The sequence below is a fragment of the Mycobacterium asiaticum genome, from assembly GCF_001673365.1.
GTDB lineage: Bacteria > Actinomycetota > Actinomycetes > Mycobacteriales > Mycobacteriaceae > Mycobacterium > Mycobacterium asiaticum_A.
Genome location: NZ_LZLS01000122.1, coordinates 1 through 15,933, shown reverse-complemented (window position 1 = coordinate 15,933; position 15,933 = coordinate 1). Strand labels below are relative to the sequence as shown.

Below are 15,933 nucleotides of genomic sequence, written 5' to 3'. Positions count from 1 at the left end.
CCTAGTCCAGGAACGGGTTCAACACCGGCGGAATGATCTGATTGCCGGTCACGCCAGTGAACCGGACCCAGATCTGTGCGGGGATATTCAGCGACTGGTAGACGGCAGCGCCAGCCCACGAAACTGGAACCTTCAAGAAATCGGGCACCGCGTCGACGATGCTTTGGATCGGGTCGTAGACCAGGTAGGGAATGGTGGCCGCGACCGTGCGTGACACCAGCCGCACATTGCTGACGGGATCGGGATAACCCTGTGCGGCGAAATCGGCACTGAGCACGCTGAACAGGTTCGTGTCGGGATTGACATAGGTGCTGTTGAACACGGGCGACGTCAGGGACGGGCCCTGCATGTAGGTCGGCGGTGCAATACCGAACGAATCCAGGATCGTCGGCGTCACACTGACGGTCTGCCAGGAGTTATTGATAAAACCGTCCCTGGCGTCGTTAAAGGCCTGATCGAAGATGAGGAATGTCGCCGTCTCGCGTGGCGACTGGAACCCGTGACCGCGCCCGAACTGGTCGGGCCCGATTTCCCCGTGGTCGGTCACCACGAGCGTGGTGAATTGCTCGCCGAGGTTAGTTTGCTCCCACTGAGCTACCGCACCCAAAAGGCCACCGCCGCCGACGGTTTGGGAACCGAGGTTGTAGTCGAGGTTACGCAGTGCAGCCGCATACTGGGGCGAATCGCCGCCGTATTGGTGCGCGTTGTTATCGACACCGGCGAACGACACGAAGATGAAATTGCCCTCACCGGGTTTGGCGGCCAGGATCGCGGCCTGGGCCTTCTGGCCGACCAGGTTCTGCGTCGCGATCCAGTCCGTATCGCCCGGAACTTGCGGGACGAAGACGATGTTGTCGGCGGGGTTCGAGCCGGCGCCTGCGATGCGGGTATTGATGCCGCTCACCGTGCCCTCGCCGTTCGCGATGACCGTGGTGTTGACCAGGTCGCCATAGGCGTTCTCGAGGTAGTTGTAGACCGTCGGCCAATTGTCGTACGTCCAGGGCGTGAAGACGTTGTTGGTGACGCCGGCGGTCTCGCTCCATACACCGGTCTGGATCGTCGTCCATGACGGGTTGGAGATGGTGGTGTGCCCGACGATGGTCGAGGCGGAAGTGATGCTTTGCTTCATCAACGCGTGGAAGTTGGGGGTGCCGGCGGGGTCGGCCAGGATCAAGCTGAGATTCGTGCCGTCTGTGCCGATCAGCAGAAAGTTCATATTCGGTGCGGCCGTCAGCAGCGCGAGCGCCTGCTGTTGCGACACCGGCAGCGTGTTCTGATCTATCCCGACGTTTCCGGTGGCTCCCGCCGCGCCGAACGGCGACAACGGTTTTCCGCCAAGCCCACCCGCTCCGGGGACGATTGCCCCCGCACCGACTCCACCGGGTCCACCCGCACCGCCGTCGCCCAGCAACCAGCCACCCGTGCCGCCGGTACCGCCAGCGCCGCCCGCGATGCCGCCCGCACCGCCCACGCCGCCGTTACCGATCAGTCCGGCACTGCCGCCGGTTCCGCCGCGCTGGCCGATCCCGCCCGACCCGCCTGCGCCGCCATTGCCCCACAGAATTCCGCCCGGCCCACCGGCTTGGCCGGTACCGGGGGTGCCGTCAACACCGTTGCCGATCAACGGCCGCCCCAAGAGGAACTGCGTGGGCGCATTGATCACAGCCAGCGCGTCGCCGAGGACGGCCTGCAGGGGACCGACATTGGCTGCCTCCGCGGCCGCATACGCCGCGCTGGCAGCACGCACTGCCTGCACGAATTGCTCTTGAAACGCCGTCACCTGCGCACTGAGCGCCTGGTATTCGAGGGCGTGGCCGGAAAACAGCGAAGCAATCGCCGCCGATACCTCGTCGGCCGCGGCAGCCGCCACCGTGCTGGTGGAAGCTAACGCCGACAGATTCGCCGCTCTGATCGAAACGTCAATACTCGCCGCTTCGGCCGCCGCAGTCATCAACAGATCCGGTGTGGCAAAGAGAAACGACATCGTGGTCCTCACGTCCGGGAACTTCTCGACCGTCGGAACTTGTTTCGCTGGACATGATTACACGACGTCGGGTCGGAGATCCGGGGAACGTCAAAGTGTCGCGCTCCCAACCCGTTTCATATTTGAGTACGGTTAGTGTTTGGGCGGAATGACCTTACGAATGAACAGTTCGGTGATGCGCTGATACCCCGAGCCGGTGATGCGCACCATCAGGTCCAAAACCTTGGCGTCCGGGCCCACCAGCACTCGCGCGTTGTTCTTGCGGACCGCTTGCAGAATGATCTTCGCGGCCCGCTTCGGACTCGTGTTGGCCAGCCGCTTGTCGAACAACTGAGCCAACTCGTCGCGGTCCAAACCCTCGGCAACGGTGGCGTTGCGGGCGATCGCGGTCTTGATGCCGCCCGGATGCACGGTCGTCACGCCGACCGGATGGCCATGCAGCCGCATCTCCTGGCGGAGTGCCTCGGTGTAGCCGCGGACGGCGAACTTTGCCGAGTTGTACGCGGAATACCCGGGAACGGAGAACAATCCGAAGATGCTGGAGATGTTGATGACGTGGCCGTCGCCGGAGGCAATCAGGTAGGGGAGAAACGCCTTGGTGCCGTTGACCACACCCCAGAAGTCGACGTCCATCACGCGCTCGATGTCCTTGAATTGCTCGACTTCCACGTCGCCGGTGTGTCCGATGCCGGCGTTGTTGTAGATCTGGTTCACCTTGCCGAAGTGCTCGTTGACTTCCTCGGCGTAGAGCAGGAAGCGCTCCCGTTCGGTGACGTCGATCCGGTCAGCCTTGACCGGCGCTCCGATCGCCTTTAGCTGCTCTTCGGTCTGTGCCAGCCCCTCGGCGTCGACGTCGCAGATCGCCAGGCTGGCACCGGAGCGGCCTAGCTCAAGGGCCAACGCCTGTCCGATGCCCGATCCCGCACCGGTAACTACAGCTACTTTGCCGGCGAACCCCTCCATGAGCACCCTCCCTCGTCTCGGTACATCGACGTTACCCGGTACCAGAGGTCCCCGATATCGGAGGGTGGTTCTCATCACCCATGACGTTGATTCTGCGGCCACGGCGGCGACACGCCGATGACGATCGCCCTCACCGCAGAATCAACACCCGGTCAGGCGAACGCGGAGTCGATGATCTCCTGCTGCTCGACGGCGTGCACCTTTGACGAGCCCGACGACGGCGCCGACATCGCGCGGCGCGAAATCCGTTTGATCCTGGACAGCCGGTCGGGCAGTAGCTCGGGCAGCGTCAGGCCCAGCGACGGCCACGCGCCCTGATTAGCCGGTTCTTCCTGCACCCAGAAGTACTGTTTGGCGTTCTCGTAGCGGTCCAGCGTCGCTTCGAGCCGGCGGCGTGGCAGCGGGGCAAGCTGTTCTAGCCGCACGATCGCGATGTCGTCGCGCTTGTCCTTGGCCTTTCGGCTAGCCAGTTCGTAATAGAGCTTGCCGCTGGTCAGCAGAACCCGGGTGACCTTGCTGCGCTCGCCTTCGCCGTCTTCGTAGGTGGGCTCCTCCAACACTGACCGGAACTTCATCTCGGTGAAGTCCCGGATGTCGCTGACCGCCGCCTTGTTCCGAAGCATCGACTTCGGCGTGAACACGATCAGCGGGCGCATCACCCCGTCCATGGCGTGCCGGCGCAACAGGTGGAAGTAGTTGGCCGGGGTCGACGGCATCGCGATCGTCATCGAGCCCTCCGCCCACAGTTGCAGGAAGCGCTCGATGCGGCCGGATGTGTGGTCGGGCCCCTGCCCTTCGTGGCCGTGCGGGAGCAGCAGCACGACGGTCGACAGCTGGCCCCATTTGGCCTCACCGGAACTGATGAACTCGTCAATGATCGACTGCGCGCCGTTGACGAAGTCGCCGAACTGCGCCTCCCACAACACCAGGGCCTCCGGGTTGCCCACGGTGTAGCCGTATTCGAAGCCCACGGCCGCGTATTCCGACAACGGCGAGTCGTAAACCAGGAACTTGCCGCCGGTGGGAGCGCCGTCCTTGTTCACGGCCAGCAACTGCAGCGGGGTGAACTCCGCGCCGGTAGAACGGTCGATGATCACCGAATGCCGTTGCGAGAAGGTGCCGCGGCGGGTGTCCTGACCGGAGAATCGGACCAATTTGCCCTCGGCCACCAGCGAGCCCAACGCCAGCAGTTCGCCGAAGGCCCAGTCGATCTTGCCCTCGTAGGCCATCTCGCGACGCTTGTCCAGCACCGGCTGCACGCGCGAGTGCGACGTGAAGCCTTCCGGCAGCGCCAGGAATGCGTCGCCGATGCGGGCCAGCAGCGACTTGTCCACCGAGGTGTCCAGCCCCGCCGGGATCATCTGGTGGGATTCCACCGATTCACTGGGTAGCGCGCCGTGCTTCTCTAGCTCCTTGACTTCGTTGAACACCCGCTCCAGCTGGCCCTGGTAGTCACGCAGGGCGTCTTCGGCTTCCTTCAGCGAAATGTCGCCACGACCGATCAACGCTTCGGTGTAGCTCTTGCGCACGCCGCGCTTGTTGTCCACGACGTCATACATGTAGGGGTTCGTCATCGACGGGTCGTCGCCCTCGTTGTGACCACGCCGGCGGTAGCACAGCATGTCGATGATGACGTCCTTCTTGAACCGCTGCCGGAAGTCCACGGCCAGCTGCGCGACCCACACGCACGCCTCGGGGTCGTCGCCGTTGACGTGGAAGATCGGTGCGCCAATCATCTTCGCGACGTCGGTGCAGTATTCGCTGGAGCGCGAGTACTCCGGCGCGGTGGTGAACCCGATTTGGTTGTTGACGATGATGTGGATGGTGCCGCCGACTCGGTAACCGGGCAGGTTGGCCAGGTTCAGCGTCTCGGCTACCACGCCTTGGCCAGCGAACGCGGCGTCACCGTGCAGCATCATCGGCACCACCGAGAACGCCTTTGCCTCGTCGGTGTCGGTGTTGCCGTGGTCGAGCAGATCCTGCTTGGCCCGAACCAGCCCAACCAGCACCGGGTCGACGGCTTCCAGGTGCGACGGGTTTGCGGTCAGCGAAACCTGAATGTCGTTGTCGCCGAACATCTGTAGGTAGACGCCGGTGGCGCCCAGGTGGTACTTGACGTCGCCGGAGCCGTGCGCCTGCGACGGGTTCAGGTTGCCCTCGAACTCGCTGAAGATCTGGGAGTACGGCTTGCCGACGATGTTGGCCAGCACGTTGAGTCGGCCGCGGTGCGGCATTCCGATCACCACTTCGTCCAGACCGTGTTCGGCGCACTGGTCGATGGCGGCGTCCATCATCGGAATGACGCTTTCGGCGCCTTCCAGTGAGAACCGCTTTTGGCCGACGTACTTGGTTTGCAGGAACGTCTCGAACGCCTCGGCGGCGTTGAGCCGGCTCAGGATGTACTTCTGTTGCGCCACAGTCGGTTTGACGTGCTTGGTCTCGACCCGTTCCTCAAGCCACCTGGTTTGTTCGGGCTCGAGGATATGGGTGTACTCAACACCGATGTGGCGGCAGTACGCGTCGCGCAGCAGGCCCAACACGTCGCGCAGCTTCTTGTACTCGGCACCGGCGAAGCCGTTGACTTTGAACACCCGGTCCAGGTCCCACAGCGTGAGGCCGTGGGTGAGCACCTCGAGGTCGGGGTGGCTGCGGAACCGGGTGCTGTCCAGCCGCAGCGGGTCAATGTCGGCCATCAGGTGGCCGCGGTTGCGGTACGCCGCGATCAGGTTCATCACGCGGGCGTTCTTGTCGACGATGGAGTCCGGGTTGTCTGTGCTCCAACGCACTGGCAGGTAAGGAATGCTCAGTTCGCGGAAGATCTCGTCCCAGAAGTCGTCGGAGAGCAGCATCTCGTGGATGGTGCGCAGGAAGTCACCCGACTCCGCGCCCTGGATGATGCGATGGTCGTAGGTTGAGGTCAAGGTGATCAATTTGCCGATGCCCAGCTCGGCGATGCGCTCCTCGCTGGCCCCCTGGAACTCCGCGGGGTATTCCATGGCGCCGACGCCGATGATTGCACCCTGGCCGGCCATCAATCGCGGCACCGAGTGCACGGTGCCGATGGTCCCCGGGTTGGTCAACGAAATCGTGACGCCGGCAAAGTCTTCGGCGGTCAGCTTGCCGTCCCGGGCGCGGCGCACGATGTCCTCGTAGGACGAGACGAACTCGGCGAAGCGAAGTTCTTCACACCGTCTGATACCGGCCACCACCAGGGAGCGCTTGCCGTCTTTACCCTGCAGATCGATGGCCAGGCCCAGATTGGTGTGCGCCGGGGTGACCGCGTTGGGTTTGCCGTCGACCTCGGTGTAGTGGCGGTTGAGGTTCGGGTATCTCTTGACCGCCTGGACCAGTGCGTAGCCCAGCAAGTGGGTGAACGAAATCTTGCCGCCGCGGGTGCGCTTGAGTTGGTTGTTGATGACGATGCGGTTGTCGATCAGCAACTTGGCCGGAATGGCGCGCACGCTGGTCGCGGTCGGCACATCGAGGGACGCCGACATGTTCTTAACGACGGCAGCCGCGGCACCACGCAGCACCTGCAGGTCGTCGCCTTCCGCGGGCGGCGGAGGGGCCGCTTTCGACGCGGCCGGGGCCGGGGCGGGCGCGGTTGAACCGTTGCCAGCCGCCGCGGATTTGGCCGGTTTGACTGGCTCGGGGGCCGGCTTGGTTTGGGGCTGGGACTCGGCGGGCTTGTTTCGGGGCTGGGTCTCGGCGGGCTTGGTCTCGGCGGGGCCCGTTTCATGGGCCGATTCTGGGCCGGTCTCGGAGCCCGTATCCGGGTTGTAGTCGACCAGGAACTCGTGCCAGCTCGGGTCGACCGAGGAGGGGTCGTCGCGGAACTTGCGGTACATCTCCTCGACCAGCCACTCGTTTTGCCCGAATGGTGAACTTATGTTGGCCACGGCCGCTGTTCGCCTCAATTCTTTTTTCTTGCAAGCGTTTTAGCAACGCCTGCGACTTATTGGCATCCCGTGTCGCGGGGCGCCGCACACCCTCGGTGGTCGGTTGCAGGGGCCGACCCGTTCTGACTCATAAAGGCTAACGCTTCGCCCGTGATTCGCCAGCGAGACCAACCTTTTTCAGCTGGCGTCCCGAACGGTTGGCAGCAGGTGCAGCGTCACCGGCCAACGCGACGGTGCGGGTCCGAATGCCGAGCGCGAATTCTTGACCAGTTTCTTACCGATCATCCGGTTGCCGATGGCGCCGATGATCGCCCCGATGCCCACCGGCATCAACTTGCCCGCGATCAAGGCACCACGCTTGAGCGCGAACCGCTTGACGAAGTACTTGAACATGCGGGTGTTGAGCTTGGATACCGCCGGCAGCGGCAACGAGGCCACGCTCTCGGACACCCAGCCGCCACTGGTACGTCCGCCGCCGATCAACTCCGCCACGGCGGTCTTGCTGTTGTCACCCACCAGCACTGAAAGCACCAAGGCGCGACGGCGCTCCCGATGATCAAGGGGAATGCCGTAGACGGAGGCAAGTCCCAGCACGAAGAGGGCAGTCGCTTCCAGGAACACCGCGGTTTCGCCCGCCGCGGCCGACAGCGCCGCCAACGTGCCGATCCCGGGGAATGTCGCCGCCGCGCCCACCGCCGCACCGCTGGCCGTCACGACCGACAAGAAGCGCTTTTCCAGCTTGGTCACGATCTCGGCCGGACTGGCGCCCGGGTGGGCGCGCCGCAGGCGGGTCACATAGGCATCGGCGGCCGGACCCTGAATGTGCGAGGTTCGTTCGATGATCTGTGCCAAAGCCCGGGTGGATGCCTTGGGCCGACCTACAGAACCTGCGTTGGCCTCTTGATCCGATACCGACTTGCTGCGTCGCGCGCTCATAGTGCCTCTCTCGGGGACGGCGTTCCTTCAGGCTAACGCGCGTCCAGCAAAATGAGTGCCGGGCGGAAAGCTTCAAATAATCGCGGTTGGTGTACGGCGGTGTGAGCCGGGAAGCGCTGCGGTGTCGCGGCCAGCGAGCGCGGCGCAGAACCTTACGGGAATAATGCGAGCTGGACTCCTGCGCGACCCGACGCGTGAACCGACTCGGGGAGCCGAATCGAGGTACAAGACATGAGCACCGCGACGACGCAGGCGGCCGGAGACAGCTTCTCCGGACGGCCCTGGGCCGCGCTGTGGGCGATGATGCTCGGGTTCTTCATGATCATGGTCGACTCGACCATCGTCGCGGTCGCCAATCCGACGATCATGACCGGGCTGCGGATCGATTACGCCACCGTGGTGTGGGTGACCAGTGCCTTTCTCCTCGGCTTCGCGGTGGTGCTGCTCGTCGCCGGCCGACTCGGTGACCGGTTCGGTCCGAAAAACCTATATGTGATCGGTCTGGTGATCTTCACCGTCGCATCGGTTTGGTGCGGTCTGGCCGGGAGTGCCGAGATGCTGATCGCGGCTCGGGTGGCGCAAGGTGTCGGTGCCGGGGTGCTGACTCCGCAGACTTTGTCGACGATCACCCGGATCTTCCCGGCCCAGCGTCGGGGCTCCGCGATGAGTATGTGGGGTGCCACCGCCGGCGTCGCGAGTCTCGTCGGACCGCTGGTCGGGGGAGTGCTGGTCGACAGCCTGGGCTGGCAGTGGATTTTCTTCGTCAACGTCCCCATCGGCGTCATCGCCCTGGCCTTGGCTGTCTGGCTCGTCCCTGCCCTGCCGGTTCGCGCGCAGCGTTTCGACCTGGTCGGTGTGGCGTTGTCGGGGGTCGGCATGTTTCTGCTCGTCTTCGGGTTGCAGGAAGGCCAATCTGCTGGTTGGGCGCCCTGGATCTGGGCGGTGCTGGTAGCGGGCGTCGGATTTATGTGCGCGTTCGTCTACTGGCAGTCGATCAACCGACATGCGCCGCTGGTGCCGCTGGGCATCTTCCGGGACCGCGACTTCAGTCTGTGCAATATCGGCGTGGCGATCATCGGTTTCACGGCGACCGCGATGATGCTGCCGCTCACGTTCTATGCCCAGTCGGTGTGTGGGCTCTCACCGACCCGCTCAGCTCTGCTGATTGCGCCGATCGCGATCAGCAGCGGGCTACTCGCCCCCGTTGTCGGGCAGATCATCGACAAGACGCATCCCGTGCCGATATTGGGTTTCGGGTTCTCCGCGCTGGCGGTCTCCATGACGTGGTTGGCGCTGGAACTGCAGCCCGACACGCCGGTCTGGCGGCTGGTCCTGCCGTTTATCGGGGTGGGAATTGGGATGGCGTTCATCTGGTCGCCGCTGGCCGCCACCGCGACACGCCATTTGGCGCCAGAGCAGGCCGGTGCGGGCTCAGGTGTCTACAACGCCACCAGACAACTGGGTGCGGCGCTCGGCAGCGCGAGCATGGCCGCGTTCATGACGTCGCGGATCGGTGCCGAGTTGCCCGACGGCGCGGGCGCTGATACCGCGGGGGACGCCGGCTTGCAACTGCCCGAGTTCGTGCGTGCGCCGTTTTCGGCCGCCATGTCGCAGTCGATGTTGCTGCCGGCGTTCATCACGCTGTTCGGCATTGTTGCTACGTTGTTCCTTCTCGGTGCGGTGGGCTCGGCGAATGCGGGTCGGAGTCGGTCTGAAACCGACGGCGTGGGCGGCTATGCGCTCGACGACGCCGACGAGGGTGTCGACTACGACGATGCCTATGACGATGACGAATACGTCGAATACATCCTGCGCCGCGACCCCGGGTACGCCGACGACGACAACACCCAACCGCTGGTGGCCCTGACCCGACATCCGCATCCGGTGGCGTCGAGTTCAGCGCTCATCGGTCAGCGCGAGGAAGGCGCCTATGTCCACCAGGCCGGCCGGCGTGGCCGGCAGGTACTGCGTCAGTGACTGCGATCGTACGATCACCGCCGCGAACTGGGCCCGACTGATGGCGACGTTGAGCCGATTCCGGTTGAGTAGGAACGAGATTCCGCGCGGTACTTCCTCGATTGAGGATGCCGTCATGGAGATGAAGACGACGGGTGCCTGCCCACCCTGGAACTTGTCGACGGTGCCGACCCGCACACCGTCGAGTTTGGCCGCTGTCAGCTCCCGGCGGATCAGCGTCACTTGTGCGTTGTACGGCGCCAGCACCAGCACGTCAGATGTCCGCAGTGGCCGGGTGCCGTGCTCATCGGTCCATGACTGGCCGATCACCTTTCGGATTTCGGCCACAATCGCCGCTGCCTCCTGCGGACTTTCGATCGAATTCCCGTCGTGGCGAATCGAAAGCACTTGCACGCCGGGTTGGTATCCGGCGAGACGGCGGGACGCGGTGCGCTCGGTGTGCGAGTGCAGTCGTCCTTCGTAGGACAGTGCCGACACCGCCGCGCAAACGTCCGGGTGCATCCGGTAGGTGAGGGCCAGGAAGTAGCCGCGCTCGTCGGGCAGGGTGCGTTGGCCGTCAACCAGCCATTCCAGCGCAGATATGTCGACGGACTCCGGATGGGTGCCCTGACTGACCTGAGGCAACTGCTGCGGATCCCCGAGCAGTAGCAGGTTGGTGGCGGCTGGGGCCACCGCGATGGTGTTGGCCAGACAAAATTGGCCCGCTTCGTCGATGACGAGCAGATCCAGGCTGCCCGGCGGCACTCGATTGCGGTTGGCGAAATCCCATGCGGTGCCGCCGATTACACAACCCTCATGGTCGGCGATGAAAGACGGATAGTGGCTCGCGTCGATTTCCCGCCAGCGTGCTCCGGTGTGGTGGTTGGGTTTCTTGGCGACAAGGTCCGGATCTAACCCCGCCTCGATCACACAGGTCAATACGTTTGCTACCGCAGCGTGTGACTGTGCGACGACGCCGATGCGCCAACGGTTTTCGGTGACCAGCTGGGTGATCACCTGTGCGGCTGTGTGCGTCTTGCCCGTTCCCGGCGGACCGTGCACCGCGAGATAAGACGAGTCCAGGCTGCGCGTCGCGGCGGCGATGTCGGCGACGGTGTCGGCGGTACGGGGCAGCGCCGTCCCGTCGTGGGTGCGCGGCGCTCGGCGCAGCAGCAGGTCCATCAGCGCCGTGCGGGGCAGTTGTGGCAACCCGTCTGCCAAGGCCTGTGCGGTGGCTGCGATGGATTCACGCTGCGCGGCCGTCGGCACTGGCGGCCCCGGCGTGAGCGCGAACGGAACCTGGTCAAAAGTGTTGCCGTCTCTGCCAGTTCGTTCTAGTAGGGTCACCCGGGTGGGCAGGCTGGGGTCGTCCACCTCGACAACCTTTGCTTTCCCCACGCCGCGACGGTCGGTGTCCTCGGTCATGGCGGCCGGCGCTGGCGGTTCGTAGAGCGCGAAAACTTCTTGGCCGAGATCGCCCCGAGCCATCCGTCCGGTGAGTTGGATGCGACGCTGCGGCTTGCGGGCGCGCGGCGGGGTGTGCCAGTCGGCGATGACAGAAGTATCCTCCACCACGAAAACATCTGCGCTGTCTGCCCATTCGTCGAGCGGATAGTTCAATCGATCGAAGTGTGACCACCAGAACGGCTTGTCCTCGCGTTGGTGATAGCCGCGGGCAGCGGCCACCAGGGCGACCGCGGTCTGTTCGGCGGTACGGTGTGCTGGCGTCGCATCGCCGGTGAACTTTCCCAGCGTCAACGCGATCTGATCGCGGTCTTTGATGACGTCGCGCTCGATCACTGGGTGCGGGCCCACCGGTGCGATGCCGGACTCCCAGGCGCGGATCAACAGCCAGTCGCGCAGTTCGCGGGTCGACAGGCAGTCGTAGTGGTTGTACTCCTCGATCTGCTTGAGCACGGTGACGGCCTCGTCGGTGCGGCCCGCGGCCAGCGCCTCGCAATACTGTGCGTAGGCGGTGATCGAGGCGGACGCGGTGGTGACGTCGCCGGAGCGCAACTGGCTACCCATGTAGAGCGGCTCCAGTGCCTTGAGGCTCAGCGATTCGGCGCCTACCCGAATGCTCTTGCGCACCAACGGGTATAGGTCCACCAACACCCCGGTGCGCAGCATGTCGTCGACGTCGTCCTCGCCAAGGCCATAACGGCCGGCCAGGCGCAGCAGCGCGGTCTTTTCGTATGCCGCGTAGTGGTAGATGTGCATGTTGGGATAGCGCTTGCGGCGCTTGGCCACCATTGCGAGGAAATCGCGCAACGCCTGGCGTTCCTCCGCCCGGTTGTGCGCCCACAATGGACAAAACTTCCCCGCCGGACCGGCTTCCAGCACGCCGAACAGATATTCCAGCCCCCACTGCTCGCCGTCGACGGTCCACAGCGGGTCGCCTTCAAAGTCGAAGAACAGGTCGCCCGGATCAGGCTCCGGCAACAGCGCCAACGGCTGTGGATCGGTGACCTCGTACCGCGGCTCGTCGGATTTACGTTGCAGGAGTTGGAGTTTGGCTTGCGCTGTCAAGTTACGCAGCGGCGCCGCCGCCAGGCCCGGCACCGGCCCGGTGTGCTCGGCGAGCTCGCCAATGCTGGTGATGCCGGCGGTGATCAGTTTCTCGCGCTGGCTGACCCGCATGCCAGCGACGAGCAACAGGTCGTCGAGGGCGCGCAACTGCTCGGTGCACAGCTGACAGCGAAAGCAGGCCTGCACGCCCTCGTCGTCCCAGCGCGCCGGGCGACCCGCGGCGTAGTGCTCGTCGAGCAAGCGTTCCAGTTGGGCGCGCTGGGACCGATAGACCGGGATCAGGTCACTGAGGCGATAGCGCACCACCGTGCCGTCGCCGAGTTCCAACTCGGCATCCGGGGCTATCGGCACTCCGGACGCGGACAGCGAGTCCGCGTAGGCCGACAATTGCAGCAGTGCCGTGACCTTGGCCGATCGGGCCAGTTTGGTGTCGGTCACCCGGTACTGGTCGCCGTCGCGGATCAGGAAGTCGGCGAAGCCCAAGAAGCGGCCATCGAACATTGCGGCCTGGTACACCACTGGGACGCCTTCGGCGATGGCCCGCTGAGTGGCTTCGGCGGCTGCCGTCAGCCCGGCGGGCGTGTAGGCGGGGCGTCCGATGACACGGACCCCACTTCCGAACTGCTCGCGTAACCGGGCGAGCCGACGGCTTTCATGGGCGTCGCCGAGGGCGGCGGTCCGGGCCAGCAAGGCGTCCTCCGCGACCACTGCGGTACCGCGCCCCAGCTTGGCGTCGAAGTCCCGCAGCAAGGCGTACTGACACCGTGCGGCGGATGCGAGATCCGACGCGCTGTAGATGGTGTTGCCGCCGGAAACGAACACAGCAGCAACTGTAGGGGGAGGGTACGACATGGCGACTTGCTTGTGGTGCCCGCAGCAGGTTGCCAGCCGTGCCGCGCTCCGCTGCTTACCCGTAACCGCTTCGCATTGTGTTCACACTTTTCGGGACTTGACCAGCACCTTATTTTGTAAATAGCGATGTGAATACACATTCAAATCTCATATGAAAGCGGGTACTATCCGGTGCGGAGGGAGGTCGAGGGCCCCTGATCAGGAGCGCTCGGAGTCCTTCTATGGGGTCGGTTGCAGCGATAACCTGCAATTCGTCATTCCTGCGCGCCGTATCGCCAGTCAGTTGGTGGCGCTCAGATGGGCGTCGGCGCCATTTCTTCTTACCTGGACAGCGAGCACCTGGCGCGTCTTCTTGGAGGTTTGGCGAACAGCCGTGATCTGGTCACTTGTCCATACCAAGGGCGGCGTCGGCAAGACGACGACAGCAATGCTGTTAGCCGCGGCAGCGGCGCGGCGCGGGGTTCCGGTGCGTGTCGTTGATGCCGATCCGCAGGGATCGGCGTCCTCCTGGGCTGATCGGGCGGCGCATCTGGGCGCGCCGTTGCCCTTCGAGGTCAGTGCGGGGACTGCGGCCGGGGTGCGGGTGTTGTCGAGTACGCCCGGCGAGTTGGTCCTGGTGGATAGCCCGCCCGGGGTGGCAGCGGCGATCGATGCGGCGATCGATGCGGCCGACCTGGTGATTATTCCGACCGCGCCGCGCGCCGCGGACATCGACCGGCTTTGGCCGACGCTGGATATAACCCAGCACCGTCCGACGACGATTCTGCTGACACTGGTAGATATGCGGAAGGCCGAGGCGTTGGAGATGCCGCGAGCCTTGGTCGAAGCCGCGGCCCCAGTACTGCGGAGTTTTGTGCGGTACCGGACCGCAGTCGAGCGCGCGTTTGGCCGCGGCATCCCGCGGGATTTGGGAGACTACGAAGACGTCTTCGATGAATTGATGGCGGAGGCGTGGGCAAAGGGGGAGGCCGCGATATGACAGACAAGCTTTCCACGGCGGACGTGGTGCGGAACGCGGTGATCCGCCGCCCCACCGGGGCTGCGGCCGCCGCGCGGGCGGTGAGTGCGTTTCAGGGCTATGACGATGCCGCGCAGACCGCGCCGGCGCTGCCGTTGGTAGTGCACGAGGCGATGCGCACCACATTGCACCTGCACCCCGCGACGCGTATTGCTCTTAAGCGGCGCGCACTCGACCTGGAAACCACCATGGGTGAACTGATCCGCGTCGCTATCAACTCGGGGTTGCAGGACCCCGCGGCGTTGGCTCGCGCGTCCATGCTCCACCGCGGTGTCAGCGGCGGTGTTCGGACCACGCTTGACTTGCCGCGGGCGGTGCACCGCACCCTGAAGCGGGTGGCGGCGGATGAGGGGACGAGTCTGCAAGCGCTGGTGGTGGCGGCCTTGCTGCAGGCACACGCTGATTTGGCCTGACTGGTCGGTCTTCTGGAGCGCACTGGCGCTGGTTCTGCACGTTGGCAACGCGGTCGGCCCAAGGCCCTTCCTGCCGCTGCAATTGCTCAATTAATCGACCGATCCAGAGCTAGCTGCCGTGGCCGCAGTTGATGTCAGAACTACATTCGTCAGCTATGGCGGTCCTGGGTCTTTGTTGAAAAACCTGACCGTTCAGCTAATGCTCATTATTTTTGCTGTACTGGTATGTGTCACGTCTGCTGAAGACCGCCGCCAGCTCTCATTCAGTTAAGTAAGTCAATAGCCTTCCGAACGAGAATCAGCAGTTAAAACGTCAATTTTGGTTTGAAAGGCGCTGTATCAGCAAAGCATTCTCCTGTCAGCAAGCGTTTATTGGTGTGCGTCATGACGTTTATATTAATCGCTAGGTATACGCGCGTACTTATGCGCATATGCAGTTCCATAACTATGCCTTTTAGCTTCAATCAGCGAACAGCAGAACTTTCAAAAATAAACCGTGGAAAATGGCTCCTAAATCTGAAAGCCGTGCGTATTGTTTCAGCACGGCCATCGGGCGCCGCTGTGAGTTATGTGTCGCACTAGCCATTGGAGTTCTAGATGTCCTCTTACGTGATCGCAACACCCGAGGCCTTGGCTGCCGCAGCTGCGGACCTAACCGGGATCGGATCGGCCATTAGGTCAGCGAACACGGCGGCGGCAACTTCGACGACGCAGCTGGCTGCCGCGGCTCAGGACGAGGTTTCGCGGGCGATCTCGGCGTTGTTTGGCAACTTCGGCCAGGAATACCAGGCCCTGAGTTCGCAGGTCGCGCAGTTCCACAATCAGTTTGTGCAGACCCTGAACTCCGGTGGGTTCATGTATACGGTGGCGGACGCCGCCGCGGCGTCGCCGCTGCAGACGTTCGAGCAGGACATTCTGGCCCTGATCAACGCGCCGACGAACACTCTGCTTGGGCGGCCGTTGATCGGTGACGGTGCCAACGGGGCGGCGGGCACCGGGCAGGCAGGCGGTGCTGGCGGGTTGCTATGGGGCAGCGGCGGTAGCGGTGGATCCGGGGTTAACGGCACCGCGCCCGGCGTAGCCGGCGGCCAGGGTGGGGCCGGCGGTGCAGCGGGACTGATCGGTCATGGCGGTGCCGGCGGCGCAGGCGGAATCGGAGGCGCCGGCGCGAGCGGCGGGACTGGCGGTCATGGCGGTGCGGGCGGATGGCTCGCGGGCTTCGGTGGGGCCGGCGGTGCCGGAGGTACTGGTGGCTCGGGCGTGGGCTTCGGCTTGGCCGGCGGTAGTGGCGGCGCCGGTGGTGTTGGTGGTGCCGATCGGGCACTGTTCGGTTGGGGTGGCGGTGCCGGCGGTACGGGCGGTGCCGGCGGTATTGGCGACACG

General features: G+C 64.4%; 9 protein-coding genes. 4 read left to right on the top strand and 5 right to left on the bottom strand.

Annotation, left to right across the window (positions count from 1 at the left end; translation table 11 throughout):
- Position 1: 1 nt before the first annotated feature.
- The 4 genes from A5634_RS13405 to A5634_RS13390 form a co-directional block, all read right to left on the bottom strand.
- Positions 2-1,984 carry a PE domain-containing protein gene (locus A5634_RS13405; RefSeq protein WP_065144532.1) on the bottom strand — a complete coding sequence of 661 codons (1,983 nt, stop codon included), beginning with the start codon at positions 1,982-1,984 and terminating at the stop codon, positions 2-4.
- Between the two features lie 132 nt (positions 1,985-2,116).
- On the bottom strand, positions 2,117-2,947 hold the full coding sequence (locus tag A5634_RS13400) for an SDR family NAD(P)-dependent oxidoreductase (protein ID WP_065144531.1): 831 nt from the start codon (positions 2,945-2,947) through the stop codon (positions 2,117-2,119).
- A gap of 152 nt (positions 2,948-3,099) precedes the next feature.
- On the bottom strand, positions 3,100-6,846 hold the full coding sequence (locus A5634_RS13395) for a multifunctional oxoglutarate decarboxylase/oxoglutarate dehydrogenase thiamine pyrophosphate-binding subunit/dihydrolipoyllysine-residue succinyltransferase subunit (protein ID WP_065144530.1): 3,747 nt from the start codon (positions 6,844-6,846) through the stop codon (positions 3,100-3,102).
- 177 nt (positions 6,847-7,023) lie between these two features.
- Positions 7,024-7,782 carry a hypothetical protein gene (locus tag A5634_RS13390; protein WP_065144529.1) on the bottom strand — a complete coding sequence of 253 codons (759 nt, stop codon included), beginning with the start codon at positions 7,780-7,782 and terminating at the stop codon, positions 7,024-7,026.
- Positions 7,783-8,013: 231 nt separating this feature from the next.
- Here A5634_RS13390 and A5634_RS13385 point away from each other — a divergent pair, with 231 nt between their 5' ends.
- Positions 8,014-9,759, top strand: coding sequence for a DHA2 family efflux MFS transporter permease subunit (locus A5634_RS13385; protein WP_081290410.1), 1,746 nt, complete (start codon positions 8,014-8,016; stop codon positions 9,757-9,759).
- On the opposite strand, the gene A5634_RS13380 is transcribed toward A5634_RS13385, so the two are convergent.
- Entirely contained in the window at positions 9,679-13,119 is a 3,441-nt protein-coding gene (locus tag A5634_RS13380; protein WP_437339974.1) for a TM0106 family RecB-like putative nuclease, read from the bottom strand. The genes A5634_RS13385 and A5634_RS13380 overlap by 81 nt on opposite strands.
- 373 nt (positions 13,120-13,492) lie before the next feature.
- On the opposite strand from A5634_RS13380, the gene A5634_RS13375 reads away from it, so the two are divergent.
- The 3 genes from A5634_RS13375 to A5634_RS13365 form a co-directional block, all read left to right on the top strand.
- Complete coding sequence (locus tag A5634_RS13375) at positions 13,493-14,098, top strand: ParA family protein (RefSeq protein ID WP_253861604.1); 606 nt, start codon at positions 13,493-13,495, stop codon at positions 14,096-14,098.
- On the top strand, positions 14,095-14,550 hold the full coding sequence (locus A5634_RS13370; RefSeq protein ID WP_065144527.1) for a hypothetical protein: 456 nt from the start codon (positions 14,095-14,097) through the stop codon (positions 14,548-14,550). The genes A5634_RS13375 and A5634_RS13370 overlap by 4 nt, the downstream gene beginning before the upstream one ends.
- Positions 14,551-15,147: 597 nt before the next feature.
- Positions 15,148-15,933: PE family protein (locus A5634_RS13365; RefSeq protein ID WP_155769532.1), on the top strand; the 786-nt coding region annotated here is incomplete at its 3' end.